This is a genomic window from Vagococcus sp. CY53-2 (assembly GCF_022604695.1).
In the GTDB taxonomy this organism is placed as follows: Bacteria; Bacillota; Bacilli; order Lactobacillales; family Vagococcaceae; genus Vagococcus.
In genome coordinates this window covers 127,200-148,625 of sequence record NZ_JALAHP010000001.1, presented here as the reverse complement: position 1 = coordinate 148,625, position 21,426 = coordinate 127,200, and the positions used below count along the sequence as shown (strand labels likewise).

Below are 21,426 nucleotides of genomic sequence, written 5' to 3'. Positions count from 1 at the left end.
ATTAACTCCAAAATAACATTTAATAAACTTAACAATCAGTTATTATGCTTAAATGTTATACTTACATTGTAATAGGTATTTAAAAAAAAGACAATGATACTTATATGACATATCACTAAAATTCAATTTTATAAAAAATAAAAACGTTTAGTTTAACGAAAAAGACCTAGAAGATATCTCACTTCTAGGTCTTTTTCCTACTAATTAAACAAATTAATTTTTATCTATTATCTTTTTATAATACGTTACTTACCTTTACGTTTTTTAGACGAATTCTTTAAAAACGTTTTGGAATTCATTTTTACCATTCTTTTAAAAATAAAAAAGACGATTAATATGACCATACTGATAAAAAATAATAATAAATAAAGAAGGGTATGGCTTTTTTTCTTATGACGAGAAGAAGTTGAATTACTATCTCCCAACAGTTTTACTAAACCTTTATCAACCTCAAAATCCTCATGCCATTTTTCTTCTATACCATCCTGATTTTTTACAGAAATATTCGCAGTATAGATGCCAGAATCAAGATAATTATCTAAAATTTCCACTGGAATAGTAATATTAGAATTAGGTGCCATCTTCATATTGGATTGTTTCTTTTCGTACAATGCAGTGGTATAACCTTTTTTACTTATCTTGATGTCAACATCCATATGATATAAATAGGTTGCTGCTACATTAGAATAACTCACATAAAGTTTATTATCTAAATACTCTATCCCTTTAAAAATTAATTTTGGTTCTACTGGTACCTCAGTCTCTTTTAACACCATTGTATAGATATATACATATTCATTAAAAATGACTGAGCCTTCTTTTCTATTGTTTGACCGATCTTTTCTATTTTGATTTCTTTCCATAAATTGGATACCACCAGATACTACGCCATCAAACTGTTTTTTAGGCATCTTAATCGTTAATTCTATCGTTTTTTTTTCTTGAGGATTTAATTCTACACTCGATGGACCACTGACAATATGAGTGAAATCATTTTTCAAAGAATCGTCCTTTTTTATTTTAGAATCACCATATTCTACGACGCCGTTGGAATTTGTTTTAGCGGAATGCAATGAGATATCTATTGTTTTTTTTTCGGAACTAGTATTGGTTAAATCTATTAATACTTTTTGCTGTTCATTTGGTTTTAATAATAAGTAGTAGTAATCAATATCCTTATTTATTTGATTCTTAGGAAATCTAGGTTCTACACTAAAACCTAATGGTAATGAATCAGATGTTTGTCCTAGAGATGTTAAAGGAATAACAAAAAACAAAATACTTAAACTTAATAATAATGTTAATTTTTTCAATAGCTATACCCCCTTACACTCATTTTTTACCTATTATGGCTGACCGGCTACTAAAGCCCATCTAATCTTCCCTTCATACTCAGAAGGTTTTGGAGAGGAGTTGGCATTAATCTTAAGTTGTAAACCATATTTTTTATTTTTCTCCCAAACACTCGTAACATCGACTCTTTTTTGTTCTTTTGACTGATTGTTATAAATTTCGACTGGATCCATGCCTAACTCACTTTCAAGATTATCGTGTAAATAAGTTAACTTACTATCTAACAAGACACCATCACTATCTTTAAGTGGTTCAATTAATTGGGCTGTTAATGTCCAACCAGTATTAGATGACATATCTCTTGTATCCATTACCACTAAAGAATTGTCAACTTTAGGATTTTTAATGACCGTGTCTTTTGCTTCATAAACAAATGTCCCAAAATCAACCTCTTTCGGTGCAGATATTAGACCTAGATTACCAATAATTTTATTAGTTAATTCTTTAGCCTCTTTTTTAATCGTAAAGGAGTTACCATACATCAAATAATTAGATGACATCGTAGCGTTTGTTGAGATAGTATCGCCTGTTTTAGCATCTAGACTGACCGTTCCTAAATAGTTTACTACAATGTCTTCTGTATTTGGTACATCTGATGTTAAACTAACATCTATTTTAGATGTCTCACTATTATATTGACCATTCCCTACTATTTCACCACGTTTATTCAATACTTCAATATCACGTATGTTTTCTAATTTGGGATCAATCTCTATTTGAATAGCCGTATTTACATAAGTCGTGCTAGTTAATTCTGAATTATCTTCAACACCACTCTTGATCGATAGTTGATACGCGACATCATGATGTTGTGTCACATCAGATATGTTCGAAGTCAATAGTAGAGAAAAATGATTTGGTGTATAAATAAAATCTATTTCTACAGGACTGTTACTTAATGAAATAGTCACTCCATTTCGTTGAGTTAATTCATCTTCTTTACTATTAACTTTAACTGATTTAATCAGATAACCTGGAAGCTCTCTAGATTCTATGTTGTAGTCTTTATTTATATCGAGTTGTTTTTCTTCTTGTTTATATAATAGTTTTCCATCACTATCTTTATAATTAATGGTTACTCTTTGCTGATTTAATTCATAAACAAAGTTAATCGTTAATTCTTTATTAGTTGTTGGGAATGTCCCTGTTTCCTTGTCATATTTACTATCAACCTCAAGAAAATGATAGTTATCTATTTCCTTATTTTCAGGAGAAAAATCGTATTCTAAGCCTTCTAAACCTTTTTTTACTACTGTATCGGCTATCTTCTCACCTTTTGTATCAACATAGTTTAAATTAACGGTTCTCTCATCTAATACTTTTACTGGTACATCAATAGCTAGTTCAACACCTGATTCTTTTCCTTGCAACACAAAAGCCACTTTTTGACCAGATGCTTTTGTCGTAAATGTTTTTTCTTCAACAGACTTAATCTTCAAATCATCCGTATCAAAAGCCCCTACCATATCTGAAAAGAATGTCTCAATAGGTTGATTCACCCAATCCGATGTGTTGGAATGTGTTGCAACCAATTGCTCTTTTGCTTTTGCCTCAATAATGGCTCTCGTTTTAGCAGAAGATGATTTAGACACACTATTATATTTTTGCGTTTCATAAAATACAGTAGCGGGAATATTGTAATAATTATCTTTATATAAAGACTTATAATCTTTTCTATCCTTTATCTTTCCAGAAATTGCAAAGAAATAAGCATTATCAACAAAGTTATCATTTGACATAGTAGCATCACTTGCTGATACAATAATTTGATTATTTTTTGCGTCTTTCTCATAGGTAAAATACGAATCAGCATTTCTATCATCTTGGTTTGTAGCCGTTATGTCTATACTGTCAATATCTATTCCTTTATTTAACTGAATAAACATTTTATAATCTTTTGGATACCATGTATCCTTCTCCTGTTTTGGAACATCTTGTACGACTTTATAATTTACTTTTGGATAAGTCTCGTTTACTTCCCCTACAATTTGCGGAGTTGGTAACTCGACTTCTGTAACAGGAGCACTATCATATCTTAAATAACCCACACCTGTATTCTTAATAAATATACCTTGGTTTAACATACCTTTAGGTGCGTCAAAAAGGATGGAAAAAGTTTGTTGTTCATTCTCACCACCGCTTTCTCCCACAATTCTATATAGTGGTAAATAATCTTTGTCGTAAATTAACTCTGTATCAGCACTGGTATACATAGAATGGATAGAATTTGGATTTAAATCAACTGTTTTCCTGTAATTAACTCGTCTATAATTCCACATCCCTTGATAAGGAATTTTTTCCTCCGTACCATGCCTTAAAAATTCGTATCTTATTTTAGCCTGAGTATTAAATGGTCGAGTATTCATTCTCATAAAATCAATGCCGCCTCTCACAGTATATATTTGAATATGTCTGGTAGCACTAGGACCGGTAAGAGACTCCACGTTGATACGTAAATCTATATACTCTCCGTTATATATAGCGATATTATTTAATTGAACATAATGCTTTTGACCATCTTTCTCTTCTGTTTGATTATCTCTATCGTAAAAACGATAGCTTCCCCCACCTTCATATGAATGAACATCATTAGAATTTGACCCAACAACATCATACGTCACATCTGGTCTGTACCGAAAAATAGTGGCGTACTCTCCAGGTATTCTGGGAGGATCATACCCATCTCCTACTAAATTCATACCGGGGAGTTGCGTAATACTTTCCCAATCTTCAGCATGAGTCACTAAAGGGACACTAAAAAAACACATACTCATTAAAAATATTATCTTAATCATCATTGTTTCAAACTTTTTCATTTATATAACTCCTCTCAAAGACACTGATGGTTGCGTTAAGAATTTTGTGTAAATGGAAAATCCATCAGAAAATTGTTCTGTTCTCTTTGTATATTTTTTAATTGCTTATTAAATTAGTTGAGTAGATGGTCTTTCTGATTGAGGAAGGAAGGTTATAAAGAGTTAATACAGCAAGATTCATGAAGAATTTGACAACTCGTGAATACTGTTTTTTCCATTTATCTGTTATAAAAGTTACTTATTCAATTGCTTTTTCTTTTGAAATAGCTTGATAGACGGCTTTAAAAGCATCTTAGATTTCCTTTCTATCTTTCACTATCACCCTATTAATATCTAATACAACGAACCTATTGTAACAATAAAGCACATATTTATCAAATACACGCATAATAAATTTGTTTGCTAATTATTTTTTTAATCTTTTTTGTTGAGAGTTAGTTAGTATAAAAAATGGACAGCCTTTACTTCTATCTTATTTTGATATATTCCTTTGATTTATATTATAAAAAAAGACAAAGTATTGATAGGTATCAATACTTTATCTATGCTCTAAATATTATTAAGAATACTTCATGTATAAACATTTAAGATTGATCTTCCAAGTGATTTTGCTGGTATAACTACCAAACGTTTTTATTTATTTTCCTTTTATCAAAACAGCTTTATCTACTTTATAATACTTGAAGACATCCCCTTCATAATCTTTTGCTCCCTGAATGTCTTTTAAAAATTGATTCACTAATTCACTATTACCATAAAAATTTTTCGTTTGGGTGCTGGCATTCATCCCCAACTGTTTCACTGAATTGTAATATCGATTTAATACTAATTGTCCATCTACTGAATTTAGGGTATTTGCCTTTTTGGTACCATAACTTGCCATTGAGGTTGATAATTGACGAATATTTTGTTCTAATTTCGTTTGATCATCTTTTTTATCTTTTAATAAATTTAATTGATCTTCAAAATCTCGAATCAAATAATAAGAAGTGACAATTGATTTAGAATCTTCTGGCGTTAAATTCATTGCTTGATAGTATCTAATATAAGCTGAACTTCCAAAAAATATCAGTGAAGAGACTAGAGATACAATAAATAAAATAAGAATAGACTGTTTTTTTCTGCTTAAGGCTATCTTTTGTCGCTTTTTATTTCTTTTTGCTTTTTTACCTTTAGGTTTACTCTTATCTAACGTTTTTAAATTTTTACGCAATGAGATTAAACGAAAAATAAAATAGCATAACCCTATCACAGATAAGCTTCCAATCGATAATGTCCCTATATAAATCCATTCCAAATATTCTACCATATCTTTATACCCCTATAACTCATCTATTTTTTACTGCGTCGCTTATTCTTTCCTTTTTTACTTTTAGATTTTTTATCTTTGTTATTTTTTCTACGTATCAACAACACAATGATTATAATTAATAATAACAGACCTAGTACAATAATTGCTACTAATTTCCAATTAAATCCTTTTTCTTGGACCAATCCTACGTCTCTATTATTAAATTTATCTGCTTCTTCACTAGTAATTTCAAATTCTTTCTTCCAATGCCACGTTTGATTTCTCTCACCAGACGTCACTAAAATGTCTGCTTCATAATTTCCAGGACTCATCGGTTCACCATTCATACTAACTGGGTAGTTGATAAACGAATTAGGTGCCATTCTCATCGCCGTTTGTTTTTTCTCATAAAGAACGGTTTCACTACCTTTTTTCATGATTTTAACTTCTGTCGTCATGTCATTAACATAAGACGGCATAATATTTGAAAAATTAACAAAAATCGCATTACGATAGTTAGACTGGCCAGCTCCTACCTTATTTAGTTTTAATTCAGGTGGTACATCTTTATCATTTTCTTGTAATACCACTCCTACAACATAGGCATACTTATTAACAATCTTGGTACCACCTTCATTAGATTCTGTCCCTGTTTGATTTTCTTTTTGTATTTCCATTCCACCGGATATGACACCATCAAATGATTCATCAGGCATTTTCACAGTATATTCTACTGTTTTAGTAGCATCTGCTGCTAACTCAACTTTTTCTGGGCCTTTTAAAAGATCCTTTAAATCATATTTTAATGAGGCATCTTTTTCTAAAGTTGAAACACCATACTCAATAACCCCATTTTGGTTGGTTTTCGCACTGTTTATTTTTACAGAAACAGATATTTTTTCTTTACTTGGATTATTAAAAGTAATAGATAATTTTTGTTCCTGTCCAGGCTCCATGTTTAATTTAAAATAACCTAAACTTTTATCAGTTTGATTATCCGGATAATTGATTTTATAATTAAAACCGGTTGGTGATTCTGCCTTTGCAGCAGAGGCTTCATGCGACCATCCTATCATCATGCATAACATAACACTTAATATCATCACTAATTTTTGACTGACTCGTAATTTTCCCCTCATAACAAACCCCACATCTACCATTATTTTATTTGTTTCTAAAAACACATAAAGTCAAAGCCAGTTTCGACACTGACTTTGACAGATTTTCTTTATTTGTATTTTAACATGATAATATTACTCAGCAGCGACAATTTTCCATGTTACCTCAGCTTCATAATCGCCTTTAACCATGTCAGTTGCTGTTGCAGCTGGGACAGTTAACTTAACAGATTTGTCATCTGTCGCTGCTTCTTCGCCTTGAGTTTTGTAGTCTTTACTTTGACCAAATTCCATAGTAAGACGACCTTTACCTTCTTTTTCCTCTTTAGCAGCTGTTACCACTGTTTGTGCTCCGCTTGATTCAGACAGTGTAAAACTTGTTTGAACGTTTGATGGTACTACTTTACTTGCAGCGGTAGCGTCATTATCTTGTGTTTGTGATGCTATGAGACCATTTGAAAAATCAATAAGTGAACCTTTTAACACATTTTCACCTGAAGTAAATTGTTTAGTTAATTCGGCTGTTACTGTGTATCCGTAAGTCCCTCCTGCACGAACGTCAGCCCATTGTACGTAAGCCCCACGCGTTTTAGCTTTGTCATTAAATGTTACTGGTTCTGCGAAAGCTTCCACATCGTTTGCTGATGTTTTGATTGTTCCAAAGTTTAAATCGGTTGTTCTTTCAATAACAAGAGTTCCTGTATCAGGGTTTTTATTTTCCTTTGGTGAATCCGGATCTGGATCTGGTAAATTTTCACCAGGATTTTCTGGATCGACTGTTTTTGTGTCTTCCCCACCTGCAGTACCTTCTTCCACTTTTACTGAGCCTTTAGATGTTAAAGATGTTGCCTCAGCTGATGCCAATAATGGAGCGCCTAAAGTTGATACTCCTAATACTGCCAATAAAGTTGATGAATAAATTTTTCTTGCTTTCATGATATTTCTCCTCCCAAATTTATATATATATCTATATATATGTTAAGGTAATTTACCTAACACCCATGTTAATTCTGTTTCATAAGAAACAGGTTGAATCGTTGTCGAATCAGGGACAGTCAACGTCACAGCAGAATTTCTCATCAATGGTTTTTTTGTTTTTTCATCAATAAGTTGATTATTATGGTCATCCACTGCTGGTGACAACGTTGGCGACTGATTCTTAGTGTTCTTGTCAGATGCCCCAAATGAGATAACCCATGTACCACGTGCTTCATTTGGTTTGGCTGATGCCACTTCATATGTTACTCCCATTTCGTTAATTGCAATCGTTTCTCTTGTAACGACAGGAGGTCGACTATCACTCATTGAATTGGCCCACCCTTTATCCAAAGACAATACCGCTCCCTTTAATTCTTCAGCAAGACGAGTATCTTTTGTGACACTAGTAAACTGACGATTTTGTTTTACCTGAAGTGTCCATCCAGCTGTAGAATCTTGGTGATTTGTGATTTGGATATAGTTAGCACGGGCATCTACATTTCCATTAAATGGTTGCGCTAATGCAGCATATTTACGGTTTGTTTTAGTAATCTTATTAGCTCCAAAATTCAATGGAGAAATAAAATCAAATCTCAAGCTACCATTTGTTGAATAATTATTATCATCTGGATTACTTGGCGTTCCAGGATTACTTGGATTTTCAGGATCAATAGGATCTGTTTTATCCGATACTTCAACACTAACTGACCCATTATTGGATAAATCACTATCAGCACTTACCAAAGTTCCCCAAAATAAACTAATCAAACAAACACCCACTAAACAACTTAGTAATTTCTGTTTTTTATGAATCATAATGGTCGTCCTTTCTACGTTTTCGTAAAAAGAATAACATAACAACAACTATCACAATAGCAACACCAATCAGACCATAATTTTTTATAGCCTCACCAGTCTGAGGTAATATCCCTTTATTGGTTGTCTTATCAGTTTGAGTTGTGTTATTTTTTGAAGTATTTTTTTTAATGGACGAGCTAGATGTTGGTTCATCTTTGGTCGAGTCACTATTATCTTCATAAAAAGATATTTCACTAGGTACAACCACCTGACCATTAGTGGAATCCCCTAATACCATATAGGGTTTAGTTAAAATACTCATTAGCACAACCAACAAACAGATTAAAAAATGATTCCTTTTTTTTGTCATCCTTTCATCTCCTTAAGGTTGTCCCTCCATAATTTTACAGGTGATTTCTTCGGCATATTGCCTAGTATAGGCACCACCTGAAGAGCCTAGTTATACTTTACTATAGCACATGACCCTTTTTATTACTAAAAATATAGCGAACAGCCGTATCATCCCTATTGCGATTTAGCAATAATTATGACTTAATAATGACCAATATCACACACTATAACTTTTCCAATTCTTTCATAGGGGAACGAATAACCTATTATTGAAAAGCTTTAAACTTCAATAACGTACATAATAAAACGATGTATAAATGTTATACTTTGCACGTAGGAATTACAAAACAGTTTATGAATCATAAATAAATGACACTATATATCCATATTATGACTAAACTGATTCCTATTTCTAGCGTATATTAATATACGTTACTTTTCAATGCTGATACTTTCTTAATGTTGACTTGCCAACCGATTGACATGCTTATTCAAACCAAAATAGCATGAATACAAAGAAGTAACAAATGGTTTATCCTTCCTATGATAAGTTAATCGCTAGTTTATCACCCTTTCCTCCAATTAATCAATCTTTTTTAACATAAAAAAGCATTAAATAGAACCTAGAGTTGTTTTAAAAATTAAATGAACGGCTTCATGCCCATTATAGTTAATATATGTTGAAAAAACAAATTTTTTATGAATTTTATTAGAAATTATTCTATAAAAAGATGGTTATTTACAATAGATATTATTGAATTATATCTATTATCTAACATAATACACATGATATAAAACCCCTTACACAGCAGAAGAATAAGAAATAACCAGTCTCTAATTAGAGACTGGTTATTTCTTATTCTTCTGCTGTGTTGTCATCGCTATAAGTCATTAATACTTTACGTGGTTTACTTCCTTCAGACGCACCAACGACTCCCTGTTCTTCTAATTCATCAATGAGTCGAGCGGCACGGTTATAACCAATTCTAAAACGTCGTTGAAGAAGTGAGATACTCGCTGTTTGCATTTCAATGATAAGAGCCTTGGCTTCATCAAAATACTCATCCAAATCAGCAGTAGAACCGTTTGTTGCAGTATTTTCTGATGGCATCATATTCTCTTGATAATCTGCTTCTTGTTGATTGGTCACAAATGCTACAAGATGTTCAACTTCTTCATCTGATATAAAGGCCCCTTGTACACGAATGGGTTTATTTTCACCCACGGGAACAAACAACATATCTCCTCGACCAAGTAATTTTTCCGCCCCATTACTATCAATAATGGTTCGCGAATCAATCCCACTTGATACAGCAAAGGCAATTCGTGAAGGGACGTTTGCTTTAATAATTCCTGTAATAACATCCACACTTGGTCGTTGAGTAGCTAAAATCATATGAATACCAGCCGCTCTTGCCATCTGTGCTAATCGAATAATGGCATCTTCCACTTCATTACTTGCAACCATCATCAAGTCAGCCAACTCGTCAACGATAACGACGATATAAGGTAAACTTGATTTGTTTTCTCCAGTCGTTTGATTATGTTTTTTCACCATATCATTGTAGCCATTCATGTTTCGCACGCCAAAGCCCGCAAACAATTCATAGCGTCTTTCCATCTCTTCCACCACTTTTTGCAGTGCTTGAGCGGCTTTTCTAGGATTTGTCACAACAGGTGTCAACAAGTGCGGCACACCATTATAGACATTTAATTCCACCATTTTCGGATCAATCATCATCATTTTAACTTGATGGGGTTTAGCCTTCATTAAAATACTCGAAATGACTGTATTAATACAAACCGATTTTCCACTACCAGTAGATCCTGCTATCAATAGATGGGGCATTTTCGTTAAATCTGCCGTCATCACTTCACCAGAAATACTTCGCCCTAACGGCACTTCAAGTAATAACTCATCATGATTGTTTTCTGACTCAACCACATCACGAAATGAGACCATACTGGTTGTTTGATTTGGTACTTCAATTCCAATCAATGATTTCCCAGGAATTGGCGCTTCCATCCGAATATCTTTCGCTGCTAAAGCTAAGGCTAAATCATCGGTCAATCCAACGACTTTACTGACTTTCACCCCAACAGCTGGTTGAATTTCAAACCGAGTCACAGAGGGCCCAAGACTTGCGCGCACCACTTTGGCATCCACACCAAAACTATCAAATGTTTGTTCCAATACCTTAACATTTTTTTCAACTAATTTGTATTCTGCACTTTGATCAGTGAGCGGAATATCATTTAATAATTCAACTGGTGGTAATTCATAATCTTCGTTTTCTTCACCTTCTGGTAAATCAAAAAAGAGTGGCTGTTCTTTTTCGGGTTCACCTGTTTTATTTTCTGTTGATCCCTTTTTAGGTCTTGCAACGGTTTGTTGTTGATCACGCTTTTTATAATGATCTTGATAACTATCAATTTCTAAGGTCAGTTGTTCTTTCTCACCTGCCTCATCATCACTCATTAAGGGCGCTTGTTGTTTTTTTTCTTTGCTTTTTGTCTCTTTGGGTTTATTTTCTGAAACTTTTAACTGATTTTTCTTATTCAGTTTTTTTTTTTCCTCTCGCTCTTGCTTTTTTTCTTTTAGTGAATGAAAAAACTGACCACCAAAATCAACTACTTTATCAGCGACTTGAGACACACCGATATTAGAAACAAGTAGCACACCTGCGACCATCGCTAGAAAGGCAACCACATAAGAGCCTGCCTTAGACACTAAAAAGTACGTTACGGTATAAAGAAGGGCTCCAATCATCCCTCCTCCAACTGATTGCGTGACACTATTTGCTTTTATGTCAGAAGAAATTTTTTGCCATGTCATGGCTAGGATGTTTGTATCACGACTAATCGTTTTAAATAAGCCAATTTCAATAAATAGCAATAATCCTAGAAAAAAGACTAATAGACCTATTACCAAACTTTTTCGTTTAAATTTAGGGTCTTTTCCCATTAACATCAAAAGTGCTCCATAAATAATTAAATAAAGAGCCATTACTAGATGCAAGTTTCCCACAAAAAAGCGAAAGACGTTTGTCATCAACATCCCTAAAAATCCTAATCGTAACCCACCTAAAATGCCAAATAAGATAAATGACACACCAATTAGAAAATAAGTTGTTCGCTCTTGTTGTGCTTTTTGCTTCTTAGTAGGCGCTCGTTTTGTTTTCTTTTTCGCCATAATCTCTCTCCTTTAAGTCATCAGTGATATTATACTATATTTGTTTTAGTTTTTCTTGTTCTTTTATTTTTTTAAACAAACACTCGTACCTATTTCTTTTTCTCATAGATCCTTAATAAATTAATTGATACATCTTTTCTTAACTAGTTTAACTCACAATAAACTAGCTTTTATTGTCATAGCAACATCAAGTAACCCAGTGTTAACCTATGCTGTTTTCAAATTAAAACTCTATACAATATAATAAAAAATGAAAAAAATGTGAATTAATTTCAAAACAAGTGTTTATTTTCATCGTATTTTACAGTATATTATATTAATATTACAAAAAGGAGAGAACAATATGAAAAAGATTAGAAAGTTATCATTAATCCAAAAAATCTGTATCGGGATTGTCGTCGGGGCAATTTTAGGGATGTTAGTACCTTCCTGGACTTGGATTAAACTACTAGGTGATCTCTTTATCGGGGCTTTGAAGGCAATTGCCCCTTTATTAGTCTTTTTCCTCATTATCGATTCATTATCTAAACAACAAAAAGGCATTAAAACGCATATGCGAACCGTCATTATTTTATATTTGAGTGCGACTTTTATTGCTGCCTTAGTTGCGGTGTTTGCCTCAGACTTATTCCCAGTAAAATTGGTTTTACCTGATGTAGCTGTCGAACAACAAACACCAGATGATTTATGGAATATTTTATCTGATATTATCATTGGAGCTGTCATGAACCCAGTTCAAGCCATTATCGAGGGTAACTACCTGTCTCTACTATTTTGGGGAGCAGTTATTGGTGTGGGTATGAGAAGTGCAGCAGACGTCACAAAAAATGTCCTGTCAGATATTTCAGATACCATTTCTAAAGTCATTCAAATTATTATTCAACTAGCTCCCATTGGGATTGTGGGATTAGTCTTTAATTCTATTTCTGAAATCGGAATTAAAGGACTAGCCGAGTACGGTAAGTTAATTTTATTATTAGTTGGAACGATGTTGTTTGTGTCATTTATTGTGTACCCATTTATGGTCTTTTTACTACTCAAACAAAATCCTTACCCATTAACAATGTTTTGTATGAAAGAAAGTGGGATTCCTGCTTTCTTTACACGTAGTTCAGTTGTTAATATTCCAATTAATATGGAATTATGTGAGAAACTAGGATTAGATAAAGAGTCATACTCTATTTCTATCCCACTAGGAGCAACTGCTAATAGTGGTGGTGCGGCGATTACGATTTCAATCATGACGTTAGCAGCGGCTCATACAATGGGAATGGATATTCCGTTTCCTCTTGCTTTTCTACTCTGTTTATTAGCAGCCATTTCATCAACTGGTGTCTCTGGTATTGCTGGAGGAAGTTTACTTCTTATCCCACTAGCATGTAGCTTGTTTAATATTTCAAATGATATTGCCATGCAAGTTGTTGGAATTGGATTTATCATTGGAGTTGTCCAAGACTCTGTTGAAACAGCCCTTAATTCAGCGGCTGATTTGTTGTTTGCAGCAACAGCGGAATTTTATGATAAGCAAAAATCTGGTCAGACAATTGATTTAAATGAATGTGTCAGAGAAGCTAGAAAATTACTTTAATAAAAAAACTTCCTCAAAAGTTGGGGGAGTTTTTTTATGATTTAAATTTAGGCGCTAAAAACAAATAGACAATAATAATCTGCCTTTAACAAGGCGAATGATGCTACAATGCACACTAAGGAAAGTTTAATAACCTTTTTTAAAGCATCCCAAATGGATGATACAAAAGTTGCACCATTTTTAACTGATCGAACTGAAAAAGTAATCTATGATGTTCATGACAAAGCTGTGTATATTTTAGACTGGTCTGAAAATGGTTTTATCACTACATTTAAACGCCTGTAGCCTTCCAATGATTGGAAGGTTTATTTTTTTGTTATCATCACTCTTTATCTTTTCTTAAACTTGTTCATAAATACTTCTTATTATTTTACGTTTCATTTAAGGTTTAGCTTGTATGATTAAGACAGTTCAAAGAGAGAGATAGTCATTCAACACTTTGAATTTTTATTAGAGCAATAGAAACTCATTTATTTCTAGCTCTTGCTTATATGTGGGCGAACGTGGTGTTTTCACTCTAAGAGTCTAAACGTGTGTTTGTTCTCTATTTACCGAGGTGTAGGTTCGAATCCTACCGTCCACTTAGTGCCATCATTTATTTGAAAGGATGATTTTTATGAAGAAAAAAACTGTTATCATTGCCACTATCGCGACTGCTATCCTTGCTTTTAAAAAGCATCAACAAAAAACACTTAATAAACAGACTGGCTTTTATAGTTAGTCTGTTTTTTTAACTCATTTGAAAGGCCAGTATTTTTTGCTTAATATCAACCATCTCTTCTTCACTTGCTGGAGTGTCTTTTATCGACTGATTGAACCAATCAGGCAATGTTTCTGTTTTTGATGTGGTTGTCTTACCTTTTTTACTTTCAACAACAAGTCGCTCAAATGTTTCTCTTAACTTTTTAGGATGCCTGATATGACGAGACCAAAAATCATTGGTTGTTAACCAGTTAATCATGTGATCTATGTCCTCTATTTTCACGCCATCTTGCCTATTTAACAAGTACATCTCACTTGCCCAATCATTTAAGTTAACTTTGCTCATCTCTTTTGGAAAATCTTTTGATAGATTCATGTGTAACATTTTTGCTAATCTCATATGCTCTTCCGTATATTGATACTTTTTATTCATTGTTTTATTCTTTTTAGTATTCACTGTCTTATTCTCTTTAAACTTTTCTTCAATAGGGGTAATCACATTCGTTGGTGGGGTGAGCTCTTTTGGTTTCATAGGCTCTTCAACAATTTTTATATGCCTCTTGTCGATTTCTTTACTGTCTTTTTTATAATGCAACTCCACTGTCACAAAGCCTTGCTCTTTTAATTGGTTAATCCATTTTGAAATAGACGTTTTACTCACATCATATAGTCTGGCAAAATAATCATTGCTTGCCCAGCAATACCCTTGTTGATGACATAAAGCAGAAATGTCTCCATATAACAGTTTGGCATTAGCACTGATCGTTTTAGCGTATCTCACATGAGCTGGGATAATCGCAAAATAAGTTGGTTGTGTTGTCATCATCTCATCCTCCATATTTTTCTCTACACCTATATAAACGTTTGAGAAATGGATTCTGTCACTCATATTTTTAACTTGCTAAGATTTACTTATGACTAGTTTTATCTTACGATGAACTAAATCACAAAAAGGAGGCATGTTTTATGCAACGTGGACTTGATCCGATTTTCAATGAAGACACAAGTATACTGATTTTAGGCAGTGCACCAAGTGAGATGTCATTAAAGAAACAACAATATTATGGTAACAATGGGAATCAGTTTTGGAAAATGATGTTTGCTTTTTTTAATGTCCCCTTTGAAACAGACTATGACAAAAGAGTAGCGTTACTATTAAATCACCATATCGGCTTGTGGGATGTGTATCATTTATTTGAGCGCAGAGGGAGTTTAGATACGTCTATCAAAACAGCGGAATTAAATGATTTTAGTGAAATTTTAGATACAGCGAATATTCAATTAATTATCACGAATGGTAAAAAAGCCTATGAGGAAGTGTTAGAAAATCAGTTATTTCCGGATATAACCATCATGCCTTGTATTTCAACGAGTGGCGCTGCGAATGGGTATATGAAAAAAAGAAGACAACAGTGGTATGAGGCGTTGGAGATGGTGAGATAAAGAATAAAAAATTCTTTACTTAACCATATTTTTTAACCATAGAAAATAAAGTCATTTTATGATAAGATAATTCAGCAATTGTTCAAACTTGCACAATTTATTTTGAGAGGGTTTTTTTATTTGAAAAATATACTTGATTACCAACCATTAAATCTTTATACCAACTACAAAGAGGCGGCCGAAAAAACGCCGACGATTCCGATTATTTTTGATGAAACACTACCAGCTTTTGCCTCACTTGGCTTAGAAACAACATATAAAGACAGCCATAACAAAATATTAAAAAGAGCCTATCAGTTAGCCCATTTAGGTGTTAAAAAAGGCGATAAAATCATCCTATATAAAAGTCCTAAGTTTGATACGTATTTACTTGCTGTCGCAGCCTCCTTCCTTGGTGCGATACCTGTCATGGTGTCTTACCATTTACCGCCTGAAACCATTAGCGTGTTTGTTGAGCGTTTAGAAAATCCATTTATTTTATTTGATGATATGACTGATGTTAATGTAAGAGCCGTGCAAAACAGTTCACATGATAAAAAGATTTCATTAGAGACATTATTAAACGCCCCAGCACAACCTGTATCGCAAGAAGAGTTGGGCAAAGATGACATAGCATACATGACTCACACGTCTGGCACAACGGGTATACCAAAACTGATTTGTCATTCTTATCACTCAATGGGATGGCGAACTAAATGGCAACGAGAAATTTTTACTCATATTTCAAAAAAAGAATTGGTCGCGTTTCACATCTCACCTGTTCACTCTCGTTTTAATATTGGGGTTTCTTCTTTGATGAGTATGGGATTTCCTATGATGCCGCTAGCAAATGCTACACCTCAACGAGTGGAAGACATGCTAACAACACACCAACCTATTGCTTTAGAAACTCATCCAAATAATTTCGTCCAATGGGCAAGACTGGCAAAAGAAAAACCTCAAGTGTTTACTAGCATTAAGTTTTATCATTCGACATTTGATGCAATAAACAATGCGACTATGTTAGCCTTTTTAAACGCGTCAAAAGAAAATGACCCTATCTTTTTACAAGTTTACGGTCAAAGTGAATGCGGTCCAATGATTTTACGTTCGCACACCATTAATTCACTAAAAGACTCTGATGCTCGTGATATGGGCGTTGGACTTGAAGGATTAACAAAAGCCAGAATTACCGATGAAAATGGCACACTGCTACCTGTCATGACAGATGGACACATTCAATTTTTATCAAAAGGACGTGCGTTAACTTATTATAAAGAAGACGCTCGTTTCGAAGAAAATGTTTATGGTAAATGGTGGGATAGTGGCGATTATGGCATGATGGACGAGCGTGGTCACTTATACTTAAAAGATCGCCAAGTCGATTTGATTGAAAACATTGATAGCACTCTTGCACTGGAAGATTATTTATTAGATGCCTTAGATTTCTTAGAAGAAGTCGTGATTGTGCGTGGAAAAGATAACTCTCCTCAACCTGTTTTAGCTGTTGTTCCTGGAAAAGAAATGGATTGGGACGCGTGGTGGCTGCAAGTAGCCGACCTCCCTCATTTAAATGAGCCCATTATCAAAACATTTGACGAGATACCTCATACCGCCACAATGAAAGTACAGAGATTATTACTGGAGAGATGGTTGAAGGAGGAGTAGGAAAAAACGTTAGAGATGTGAAAACATGTCTAACGTTTTTTATTTTTGATAATTTTCTAGCTATAGTCATTTCTCTCCTACTTGATGTGATATAATCATACAATCATATCTTTAGTAATATAGGAGGAGTTAACTATCGCTATTTTAGATATTTTTAAAATCAAAAAAATAAAACAAGAAAACGAACGATTAATAGATGAAAATAAAAAAATGCAAAAGAGATTAGATAATCGTTCAGAAGAATTAAGTCGCATCAAAAAGAAACAACTTTCCATTGAATCTATGTCGATTATAGAAAAGCAAACGATGATTGAAGATTTAACCATTGAAGTGAACAAACTTGATGACGCGGTATTAAAAGTAAAACGCACCGAAGTAGAATTAAATAATAAATTATTGCAGTTGGGTGCTGAAATTATGGACAAAAAGAACGAATTAAATACGTTGAATAATACAATTGACGCGCAAAATTGGGGATTGTATGAACCACAATATAATTTTGCTTCATCACTTTTGTATAAAGACAAACTAACTGAAGTTCGAGCAACACAAAAACAAATGATTAAAGATAAGACTGCTGTCAATTTTTTTGATGGATGGACAGTTAATGGAAGTGCTGCTGAAGGTAAAAAAATGACGAATAACAATATTAAACAAATTCTGCGTTCGTTCAATAATGAGTGTGAAACCATCATTATGAAAGTAAAATACAACAACTTAGATGCTTCTAAAAAAAGAATGGAAACGTCCTACCAACAGCTTAATAAAATGAATGAAAATAACCAATTGTCTATATCACCAGCCTATCTAGAAATCAAAAAACAAGAAATGTATCTCGCATATGAATACGAACGAAAGAAACAAGAAGAAAAAGAAGAATTAAAACTACAGCGTGAAAAAGAGCGTGAAGAAAAAGCGTTACAAAAAGAGATTAACGCAAAAATGAAGATAATAGATAAAGACTTAACCCACTACAATAATATGATTTCAGATTTAGAATCAAAAATGAAAAAGAACGATGATCAAGCAGAAATTGACGCTTTAAAACAACAAATTGCTGAATTACAGGAACAAATTGAAAACAAAGAAGAAGAAAAAAATGAGTTAGATTATAGAAATGCACATGCTTATGCTGGTTACGTTTATATTATTAGTAACATCGGAGCTTTTGGTGAAGATGTCTTTAAAATTGGGGTAACTAGACGATTGGAGCCACTAGAGCGAATCAACGAATTAAGTAGTGCATCAGTCCCTTTCAAATTTGATGTTCATGCCCTTATATTTAGTTATGATGCCTTCAAACTTGAAGCCGAACTTCATGACTATTTCCATGATTATCGTATTAATAAAGTAAATAATCGAAAAGAATTTTTTAGATGCTCTATTGATTTAATTGAGCAAAAATTAAAAGAATACGAAACTTTAACAATTGATTTCACGAGATATCCTGAAGCAGAGGAGTATATGCAGTCGAGGGATTCAATACAAGATAACCATTCTTATTAATAATGTATGTTTTTTACCCTTTTGAGTATTTATATGATAAAGTAATACATGTGTTGTGTATTTTTCAAGTACTCTCGTTGATCAAAATAAAGTCTTTGGTACTGATGTAATAGACAAAAGAACTTCTGCTGGTGGATGCGTGGAAGTTTATAAAATAGTCGAAGAAGCAACTAAAAGAAATGATTACTTAACAGGTTTTGACGGTGGTATTCTTAGTGCTGGTGGATATACTGTTGTTGGTACAGTTATTATTAGAACATCAGATGAAATGACTGCAACTAACCAAAAAGAATTAGAAAATGAAATTATTAATAAATTAACAACCGTAAATTAAAATAAAAAGCAAAGCATCAGTATATGGTGTTTTGCTGTTTGAATTATTAGACTTAAAAAATATACATGTTACCAACTTATCTCTTTAACCTTAAGATTGTTCAAATAGCTTTTCACTTCAGTACTAATTCTTTCATGACAGTCTCTTAAGATGTTGATACTTTTCAAAATACTCTTTTGACATTCAACTATATCAATTCTTTCAATTGATTTTTCATTCATCATAATCTCCTCTATTAATTTTTTAGAAGTCTTATCAACACTAATACTAATCTCTAATAATTCATCTTTAATATTTACGATAAAAAATGGTGAGTATCTCATCTGAATTCTTCTGACGTTTATAAAAGCTAGATTTAGATTATTCATAGAACTATCTAATTTTTTGGTAATGATTAAACTTGATATTGATTCATAAGGTTTATTTAAATAGACTAACAATCCATACATTTCTTCCAAACTTCTGTCCAAATTAGCTAGAGATTCGAATAATTCCAGATAGATTTCAAATTCCTTTTCATATTGTTTATTTGACATAAAAACAAGGCTATCTTGTTTACTTTTCATTTGTTCTATTTGAATTGACATATTTTTTTGCTGTGTTAATATTCGTTTTTGTTTTAAATAATCAACAAAAGATTTGATAATCCAAACTAAAAAGCTTACTCCACCTAAATAATTTAATACTGAATTAATATCCATTTCCCCACCTCAATAACTATTATAGCAGATAATATTTCTAAAACACTTATCACTCAGATACATTTATAAACTCGCATAATAAGTAAAAAACTATCTCAATACTTAAGCTTCTAACAAATAGATAGTTTTTTAGATAGTATTTCTTAAATGAAGGCAAACAAAAAAGCTAGAAACATTATTATATCAACGTTTCTAGCTTAAATATTATGATTATCCCACAGACCCTTCCATCTCATATGAAATCAGTCTATTTAATTCAACGGCATATTCCATTGGCAATTCTTTCGTAAATGGTTCCACAAATCCCATGACAATCATCTCTGTCGCTTCTTCTTCTGACAAACCACGACTCATCAAGTAGTAAAGTTGTTCTTCAGAGATTTTTGATACTTTGGCTTCATGTTCCAATGCCACGTGACTATTGTGGATTTCGTTAAATGGAATCGTATCACTCTTCGATAATTCATCCATAATAATCGTGTCACACTCAATATGTGAGATTGACCCTTCACTTTGTTTAGAGAAAGTTACTTGTCCACGATAGTTCACTTCTCCACCATCTTTAGCGATTGATTTAGAAACAATTGAGCTTGATGTGTTTGGTGCGTTGTGAATCATTTTTGCCCCAGTATCTTGAATTTGATTCGCTCCAGCAAACGCAACAGATAACATCGTTCCACGCGCGCCTTCTCCTTCAAGATAAACACTAGGGTATTTCATTGTTGTTTTAGCCCCTAAGTTTCCATCAATCCATTCCACTGTTGCTCCTTGATCTGCACGAGCACGTTTTGTTACTAAGTTATACACGTTGTCAGACCAGTTTTGGATGGTTGTGTAACGGCAATACGCATCTTTTAAGGTAAAAATCTCAACAATCGCCGCATGCAAACTATTGCTTGAATAAGTTGGTGCAGTACATCCTTCCACATAATGCACGCTTGCCCCTTCATCAACAATGATCAACGTACGCTCAAACTGTCCAGTATTTTCAGCGTTAATACGGAAGTATGTTTGTAGTGGCACATCTACTCGCACGCCTTTTGGTACATAGATAAAGGTTCCACCAGACCATACTGCTGAGTTTAATGCTGCTAATTTATTGTCAGTTGGTGGCACTAAAGAGGCAAAATATTGTTTAAATAAATCTGGGTACTCTCTTAATGCGGTATCTGTATCAGTAAAGACGATTCCTAATTTTTGGAATTCCTCTTTCATGTTATGATATACCACTTCTGATTCATACTGCGCACTCGCTCCAGCTAAGTATTTACGTTCTGCTTCTGGAATCCCGATACGTTCAAAGGTTTCTTTGATTTTATCTGGCACATCATCCCAATCACGGGCTGGTTTATCACTTGGTTTTTGATAATAGTTAATCTTATCAAAGTCCATGTCAGATAAATCTGGTCCCCATGTTTGCATCGGCATTTTGTGGAATGCTTCCAGTGATTTCAAACGAAACTCAAGCATCCATTCTGGTTCTTCTTTTTTAGCCGAAATCGCGCGAACAATCTCTTCTGTTAATCCTTCACCTGTTGTATAGATCGGTTGCACATCGTCGTGAAAACCAAATTTATACTCTTCTAATTGTGGTACCTCACTCACTT

General features: G+C 33.3%; 17 protein-coding genes and 1 pseudogene. 6 read left to right on the top strand and 12 right to left on the bottom strand.

Annotated elements, in window-relative coordinates; translation table 11 throughout:
• Positions 1–245 precede the first annotated feature (245 nt).
• The 9 genes and pseudogenes from MN581_RS00795 to MN581_RS00755 form a co-directional block, all read right to left on the bottom strand.
• Positions 246–1,313 (bottom strand): DUF916 domain-containing protein, encoded by a 1,068-nt coding sequence (locus tag MN581_RS00795; RefSeq protein WP_241698955.1) that lies wholly within the window; start codon positions 1,311–1,313, stop codon positions 246–248.
• 33 nt (positions 1,314–1,346) lie between these two features.
• Positions 1,347–4,169 carry a MucBP domain-containing protein gene (locus MN581_RS00790; protein ID WP_241698954.1) on the bottom strand — a complete coding sequence of 941 codons (2,823 nt, stop codon included), beginning with the start codon at positions 4,167–4,169 and terminating at the stop codon, positions 1,347–1,349.
• Between the two features lie 63 nt (positions 4,170–4,232).
• A pseudogene (locus MN581_RS00785) lies at positions 4,233–4,497 on the bottom strand (transposase); the annotation flags it as partial.
• A gap of 309 nt (positions 4,498–4,806) precedes the next feature.
• Positions 4,807–5,478 carry a hypothetical protein gene (locus MN581_RS00780; protein WP_241698953.1) on the bottom strand — a complete coding sequence of 224 codons (672 nt, stop codon included), beginning with the start codon at positions 5,476–5,478 and terminating at the stop codon, positions 4,807–4,809.
• A gap of 23 nt (positions 5,479–5,501) precedes the next feature.
• The gene (locus MN581_RS00775) at positions 5,502–6,599 is read right to left on the bottom strand and encodes a DUF916 and DUF3324 domain-containing protein (protein WP_241698952.1); all 1,098 of its coding nucleotides are present in this window, start codon (positions 6,597–6,599) and stop codon (positions 5,502–5,504) included.
• 114 nt (positions 6,600–6,713) lie between these two features.
• Positions 6,714–7,514 carry a WxL domain-containing protein gene (locus MN581_RS00770; protein WP_241698951.1) on the bottom strand — a complete coding sequence of 267 codons (801 nt, stop codon included), beginning with the start codon at positions 7,512–7,514 and terminating at the stop codon, positions 6,714–6,716.
• Positions 7,515–7,556: 42 nt separating this feature from the next.
• Positions 7,557–8,372 carry a WxL domain-containing protein gene (locus MN581_RS00765; RefSeq protein ID WP_241698950.1) on the bottom strand — a complete coding sequence of 272 codons (816 nt, stop codon included), beginning with the start codon at positions 8,370–8,372 and terminating at the stop codon, positions 7,557–7,559.
• The gene (locus tag MN581_RS00760) at positions 8,362–8,724 is read right to left on the bottom strand and encodes an LPXTG cell wall anchor domain-containing protein (protein WP_241698949.1); all 363 of its coding nucleotides are present in this window, start codon (positions 8,722–8,724) and stop codon (positions 8,362–8,364) included. The genes MN581_RS00765 and MN581_RS00760 overlap by 11 nt, the downstream gene beginning before the upstream one ends.
• A gap of 837 nt (positions 8,725–9,561) precedes the next feature.
• Positions 9,562–11,898, bottom strand: a complete 2,337-nt coding sequence (locus MN581_RS00755; protein ID WP_241698948.1) for a DNA translocase FtsK — start codon at positions 11,896–11,898, stop codon at positions 9,562–9,564.
• A gap of 343 nt (positions 11,899–12,241) precedes the next feature.
• Here MN581_RS00755 and sstT point away from each other — a divergent pair, with 343 nt between their 5' ends.
• Together sstT and MN581_RS00745 are read left to right on the top strand one after the other, a co-directional pair.
• A complete protein-coding gene (gene sstT / locus MN581_RS00750; protein WP_241698947.1) occupies positions 12,242–13,486 on the top strand; it encodes a serine/threonine transporter SstT in 1,245 nt (414 codons plus the stop codon).
• A gap of 108 nt (positions 13,487–13,594) precedes the next feature.
• Positions 13,595–13,771: a hypothetical protein gene (locus tag MN581_RS00745; protein WP_158559342.1), complete on the top strand. Its 177-nt coding sequence runs from the start codon at positions 13,595–13,597 to the stop codon at positions 13,769–13,771.
• Positions 13,772–14,216: 445 nt separating this feature from the next.
• Here the strand turns inward: MN581_RS00745 and MN581_RS00740 are convergent, their stop codons facing one another.
• A complete protein-coding gene (locus MN581_RS00740) occupies positions 14,217–15,011 on the bottom strand; it encodes a helix-turn-helix domain-containing protein (protein ID WP_241698946.1) in 795 nt (264 codons plus the stop codon).
• Positions 15,012–15,154: 143 nt separating this feature from the next.
• On the opposite strand from MN581_RS00740, the gene MN581_RS00735 reads away from it, so the two are divergent.
• The 4 genes from MN581_RS00735 (at position 15,155) to MN581_RS00720 (ending at position 19,118) form a co-directional block, all read left to right on the top strand.
• Positions 15,155–15,631, top strand: a complete 477-nt coding sequence (locus MN581_RS00735) for a DNA-deoxyinosine glycosylase (RefSeq protein ID WP_241698945.1) — start codon at positions 15,155–15,157, stop codon at positions 15,629–15,631.
• A 120-nt stretch (positions 15,632–15,751) separates the two neighbouring features.
• Positions 15,752–17,278 (top strand): acyl-CoA synthetase, encoded by a 1,527-nt coding sequence (locus MN581_RS00730; protein WP_241698944.1) that lies wholly within the window; start codon positions 15,752–15,754, stop codon positions 17,276–17,278.
• 210 nt (positions 17,279–17,488) lie between these two features.
• Positions 17,489–18,784, top strand: coding sequence for a DUF4041 domain-containing protein (locus MN581_RS00725; protein ID WP_117972225.1), 1,296 nt, complete (start codon positions 17,489–17,491; stop codon positions 18,782–18,784).
• A 139-nt stretch (positions 18,785–18,923) separates the two neighbouring features.
• Entirely contained in the window at positions 18,924–19,118 is a 195-nt protein-coding gene (locus tag MN581_RS00720; RefSeq protein ID WP_241698943.1) for a hypothetical protein, read from the top strand.
• A gap of 68 nt (positions 19,119–19,186) precedes the next feature.
• Here the strand turns inward: MN581_RS00720 and MN581_RS00715 are convergent, their stop codons facing one another.
• Both MN581_RS00715 and sufB read right to left on the bottom strand, forming a co-directional pair.
• Positions 19,187–19,819 carry a hypothetical protein gene (locus tag MN581_RS00715; protein WP_117972223.1) on the bottom strand — a complete coding sequence of 211 codons (633 nt, stop codon included), beginning with the start codon at positions 19,817–19,819 and terminating at the stop codon, positions 19,187–19,189.
• Positions 19,820–20,029: 210 nt separating this feature from the next.
• Positions 20,030–21,424 (bottom strand): Fe-S cluster assembly protein SufB, encoded by a 1,395-nt coding sequence (gene sufB / locus MN581_RS00710; protein ID WP_117972201.1) that lies wholly within the window; start codon positions 21,422–21,424, stop codon positions 20,030–20,032.
• Positions 21,425–21,426 lie beyond the last annotated feature (2 nt).

Coding starts and splice junctions, on each gene's coding strand:
- MN581_RS00740 (WP_241698946.1), bottom strand. CDS start 15,011: ATGACAACACAACCAACTTATTTTGCGATTATCCCAGCTCATGTGAGA.
- MN581_RS00790 (WP_241698954.1), bottom strand. CDS start 4,169: ATGAAAAAGTTTGAAACAATGATGATTAAGATAATATTTTTAATGAGT.
- MN581_RS00775 (WP_241698952.1), bottom strand. CDS start 6,599: ATGAGGGGAAAATTACGAGTCAGTCAAAAATTAGTGATGATATTAAGT.
- MN581_RS00765 (WP_241698950.1), bottom strand. CDS start 8,372: ATGATTCATAAAAAACAGAAATTACTAAGTTGTTTAGTGGGTGTTTGT.
- sstT (WP_241698947.1), top strand. CDS start 12,242: ATGAAAAAGATTAGAAAGTTATCATTAATCCAAAAAATCTGTATCGGG.
- MN581_RS00770 (WP_241698951.1), bottom strand. CDS start 7,514: ATGAAAGCAAGAAAAATTTATTCATCAACTTTATTGGCAGTATTAGGA.
- MN581_RS00735 (WP_241698945.1), top strand. CDS start 15,155: ATGCAACGTGGACTTGATCCGATTTTCAATGAAGACACAAGTATACTG.
- MN581_RS00760 (WP_241698949.1), bottom strand. CDS start 8,724: ATGACAAAAAAAAGGAATCATTTTTTAATCTGTTTGTTGGTTGTGCTA.
- MN581_RS00780 (WP_241698953.1), bottom strand. CDS start 5,478: ATGGTAGAATATTTGGAATGGATTTATATAGGGACATTATCGATTGGA.
- MN581_RS00755 (WP_241698948.1), bottom strand. CDS start 11,898: ATGGCGAAAAAGAAAACAAAACGAGCGCCTACTAAGAAGCAAAAAGCA.
- MN581_RS00715 (WP_117972223.1), bottom strand. CDS start 19,819: ATGGATATTAATTCAGTATTAAATTATTTAGGTGGAGTAAGCTTTTTA.
- MN581_RS00745 (WP_158559342.1), top strand. CDS start 13,595: ATGCACACTAAGGAAAGTTTAATAACCTTTTTTAAAGCATCCCAAATG.
- MN581_RS00725 (WP_117972225.1), top strand. CDS start 17,489: ATGCAAAAGAGATTAGATAATCGTTCAGAAGAATTAAGTCGCATCAAA.